We start from the raw sequence: 4,071 nt of genomic DNA, 5'->3' as shown, positions 1-4,071 counted from the left end.
CAATTCACCTGCCCGCTGTGGGATGAGTACCTGAGTGGCCAGATGGGCCTTGCGGTAGTCCTTACCATCTATGCGCTCGAATTCCTGTGCCCATTGCGGGCTCTCTACCAATTTGTCATCCTTCCAGAAGCCGCTGTGTTGAGGAAGTTGTTCGTGCTGTTCCAAGTCGAATCGCGGATATCGGTTGTAGAGCATGTAGGTGACTACCAAGGGCTCACCCACGACCACTTCGGTCTTATTGGCGAACATGCGTACCATGCAGTCTCCGGTACTTCCACCACCGCCTTGCACCCGGTTCGAGGTAGCGGGAGAGGAGTTATTCTGAGCAGCTGCGTCATTCTTCACCACCTCGATGTCTAGGGAACTGGACTTCAGTGTTCCCGTTTCGGTCTGGGCAGATGCGCTCTGAATGGTGAACTTGCCCAATTTCTCAGGGACAAGGAAATAGGAATGGGATACCTCCATACTGACCACTCCGTTGACCCATTGGGTGGATGTCGACCGGCTGGGTCCGGCATAGATGGTGAAGTCGGAGAAATCAGGAGGGACGATATTCCCCTGTGTACCTTTCAAGGTGATAGTGAGTTTGAAACGCTCGCCTATGGGAACCGGATTCTTATTGACCGTCATAGTCAATGAAGGGCTTTGGCTCCAAGCTCCTAAGCTCAGCCCCACTATCATACATATGCTTATGAAAGCTCTCATTTCACCAGTCCTTCTCTATTTTGATGGGTTCACCTTTGATGCGTTCCTTACCTAGTTTCTCCTGCAGGTCCTTTTCGTTCTGATCGAGTGCTTCAAGCAATTGCTCAGCTTCTTCCTTGCTCATCTCGTTAGAAGGCTCAGGCTGTTCTTGATCGGATTCCTGCTCACCTTCATCCCCTTGATCAGGCTGTTGTTCCTGCTCCTTTTCTGAATCCCCTTCATCATCTTGTTCCTGTTCACCGTCCTCATTCTGCTCTTGCTCTTGGTCCTGCTCCTGCTCTTGGTCCTGACCACCACCGCCACCGGCTTCATCCTTGAGAAGCTTTTGTGCGTAGGCCAGATTATATCGGGTCTCCTCATCGGTCGGAACGGCACGCAATGATTTCTTATAAGCTTCAATACTCGCACGGACCAATTGCTGGGGATCGGGTGCTTGCACACTGTCACTCTCAGCAGGAGGATTTTCCATCAGATAGCGCGCTGCATTCAGAAAAGAGTTGCCCACATTATGGAAGGCACGTGCTTTATCCTCTTTCTCGATAGCATCGGCTGCGGCCATCTCAAAGTGTTTACTGGCTTCTCCTAGATCACCTTTCCTGTAATGGGCACTTCCGAGATTATAGGTCGCTTTCCCATAACTGCCATCCACTTCCAGGGCCTGTTGATAGAGGTCCATGGCCTCATCATAGCTTTCTTCTTCATAGGCATCATTGCCTTTGCGCAAGAGGCTTTTTTCCTTCTGCGCTGAAGCCTGTGATAGTGAGAGAAGCACACAGACCATGAAGGCCAGTACCCGAATCCCAGTGATATATGCCATGCCGTTGTTCATGCGTATCAATCAAAAATATCCATCCGATGAAACCATCTGCTGCGCTTGAAAGGCAGCAGACTTTCAATCACGAGAAGAAAGGCGGCCAATAGGAGGAAGATCTGGAATCTATCCTCGAAATCCGCATACTGCTCGGTGCCGAATTCGTTGTCATCCATGGATTCGATCTCGTCCAGGATGGCACCAAGTCCTGTGCCAGCGTTGCTCGCCCTGACAAAAACTCCGTTACCTGCCGAAGCTACCTGGATGAGCATGTTCTCATCTAATTTGCTGATCACCGTTTCTCCGCTCTTATCCTTCTTATAACCGATGACCCTTCGCCCTTGACGTACGGGTATTGGAGCACCTTCGGGAGAGCCCATTCCTATGGTATGTACAGTGATCCCTTGCTCCTTGGCCCTACCTGCGGCCTCCATGGCATCGTCCTGGTGATTCTCCCCATCGGTGATCACGATGATCGATCGACTGCCTTCGGTATCCTCTGAGAAACTCTCAGTGGCCAAGTCGATGGCCGTCCCTATGGCCGTCCCTTGGGTAGGTACCATCTCTGTGTTGATCCCTTTCAAGAACATCTCTGCCGCGGAATAGTCGGTGGTGATGGGAAGCTGGACATAAGCATCCCCAGCAAATACTATCAATCCTACACGGTCGCCATGTAATTCTTTGAGCAATTGGGAGATGGCACGCTTGGCCTTGACCAGTCGGGAAGGTGTGATGTCATCGGCCAGCATGGAATTGGAAACGTCCAAGCAGATGATGATATCCACACCCGAGTAACGTACCTCCACCTCCTTCTTCCCAAATCGGGGATTCATCACTGCGAGTAGGATAAAGGCGATTGCCCAACGCCAGAGAATGAAGTGGATGATATGTCGCGCTGTACTGATGTTGGGCGCCACCTGTGCTCCGAGATGGTGATCGCGGAAGCGTTCTAGACCTCTGGACCTACGTCTCAGTGACCAAAGGAACAGAGGTGCAAGGATGGATGACCCGATCAGATAGGGCAGCCAATCCATCCGCTGAATATTGAAATTAGGGATGGATGGGATCAGCCAGAGGAACAGCACGGCCAGTGTAGCGAAGAATAGCACTTCATTGATGAGCACCCAGATGAGCGCGGTACGCAGTCGATATGTGCCTTTTCCTTTCATTCTATAACCCGGAAGAATACAGTGAAGAAGAGGTGATAGAGTAGGATCCAACCCAAGCCGCTCAAGGCGATAGGGAAGAACTTCTCGGTCTTCTTACTGTATTCGGTCACATTGATACGCGTCTTTTCCAAGCGGTCGATCTCCTGATAGATCGCCTCCAATTTGCTCCTGTTCGTAGCTCGGAAATACTGCCCTCCGGTCTCCTCTGCGATCTGCTTCAGACTTTCTTCATCGATCTTGACCTGTACCCGGTCATAGATATATCTACCGTTACGATCGATGGCCACCGGGGCGCGAGCGGTACCCGAAGATCCCACCCCGATGGTATAGGTCCGTACTCCGAATTGCTGCGCGATCTTGGCTGCATCGGTCGGGTGGATGGCACCAGCCGTATTCTCTCCGTCAGAAAGCAAAATGACCACCTTGCTCTTCGCATCGCTATCCTTCAGTCGACTTACTGCTGTGGCGAGCCCCATTCCGATAGCAGTTCCCCCTTCCAGTCGGCCGGTGCGCACTTCGGAGAACATGCGCTGTAATACGGTATGATCGGTGGTCAAAGGTACTTGGGTAAAGCTCTCTCCTTCGTAGATGACCAATCCTATTCGGTCATCCGGTCGCGATCGGATGAAGTCCATGGCTACTTCCTTGGAGGCTTCTATGCGGTTGGGCTTGAAGTCTTGGGCAAGCATGGAGGTAGAAACATCCAAAGCGATGATGATGTCGATTCCTTCTGCCGTTCTATTCTCCCAGCTCTTATTGTCCTGCGGCCGGGCCAGCGCGATGATGAGCAAGGCGATTCCCAGCAGTTTCATTCCGAAGAGGATATGACGGAACCATGCCTTGAAAGGCAGCCCCTTCATGGTGAATTGGTCCAAGGTACTCAGGTGAACTTGGCTGTATACCCTTTCAAGAGTGCCGATATAGATCAAGCCGATGAATGGGATGGAAAGGAGCAACCAGAAGAACTGCGGGTCGGCAAATTCATAGCGGGAGCTCAATAAGAGCCAAGCGCCCAAGGATGCTAGTACACCCAATAACACTCCTATGATCGCCCAGATCCTGTTCATGTCTCGCTGGTCATGTTATGGGATGCCACCGTGTTGCTGTCTTCCTGCTCCGCATGCTGTTCTGCTACTGGTCTGGTACGCTCTATAAATCGGAAGGCACGTTCCAAATGATCGACAGCCACGCTCGAGGAGGGATTCTCCTTGGCGAACTTGACCATGTCCGATGTGAACAGCAAGGATTGTAGATAATCTTGATCTTCAGACGAGAGTCCCTTATAACGGATGTCTTGCATGATCTCCTTGCTGGTCTGCTCCAATGCAGGCACTCCATAGCGACCTTCCAAGTACGCTCTCAAGGTATCAGTAAGCTCGCTGTAGT

General features: G+C 51.5%; 5 protein-coding genes. All 5 read right to left on the bottom strand.

Going from position 1 to position 4,071, the window contains the following annotated elements; genetic code table 11:
• The coding region (locus HKN79_00560) for a hypothetical protein (protein ID NNC82043.1) at window positions 1–705 on the bottom strand (705 nt) is incomplete at its 3' end.
• 1 nt (window position 706) lies between these two features.
• On the bottom strand, window positions 707–1,534 hold the full coding sequence (locus HKN79_00555; GenBank protein NNC82042.1) for a tetratricopeptide repeat protein: 828 nt from the start codon (window positions 1,532–1,534) through the stop codon (window positions 707–709).
• A gap of 5 nt (window positions 1,535–1,539) precedes the next feature.
• On the bottom strand, window positions 1,540–2,685 hold the full coding sequence (locus HKN79_00550; protein ID NNC82041.1) for a VWA domain-containing protein: 1,146 nt from the start codon (window positions 2,683–2,685) through the stop codon (window positions 1,540–1,542).
• On the bottom strand, window positions 2,682–3,752 hold the full coding sequence (locus tag HKN79_00545) for a VWA domain-containing protein (protein NNC82040.1): 1,071 nt from the start codon (window positions 3,750–3,752) through the stop codon (window positions 2,682–2,684). Before HKN79_00545 ends, HKN79_00550 begins: the two co-directional genes overlap by 4 nt.
• Window positions 3,749–4,071 (bottom strand): hypothetical protein (locus HKN79_00540; GenBank protein NNC82039.1); only part of this gene is annotated, 323 nt, incomplete at its 5' end. The genes HKN79_00540 and HKN79_00545, both read right to left, overlap by 4 nt.

This window comes from Flavobacteriales bacterium (assembly GCA_013001705.1).
Classification (GTDB): Bacteria; Bacteroidota; Bacteroidia; order Flavobacteriales_D; family JABDKJ01; genus JABDLZ01.
This window is presented reverse-complemented; position numbering and strand designations above follow the sequence as displayed.

What these genes read in the sequence shown, in the direction of transcription:
- HKN79_00545 (NNC82040.1), bottom strand. Translation starts at nt 3,752, where the DNA reads ATGAACAGGATCTGGGCGATCATAGGAGTGTTATTGGGTGTACTAGCA.
- HKN79_00550 (NNC82041.1), bottom strand. Translation starts at nt 2,685, where the DNA reads ATGAAAGGAAAAGGCACATATCGACTGCGTACCGCGCTCATCTGGGTG.
- HKN79_00555 (NNC82042.1), bottom strand. Translation starts at nt 1,534, where the DNA reads ATGAACAACGGCATGGCATATATCACTGGGATTCGGGTACTGGCCTTC.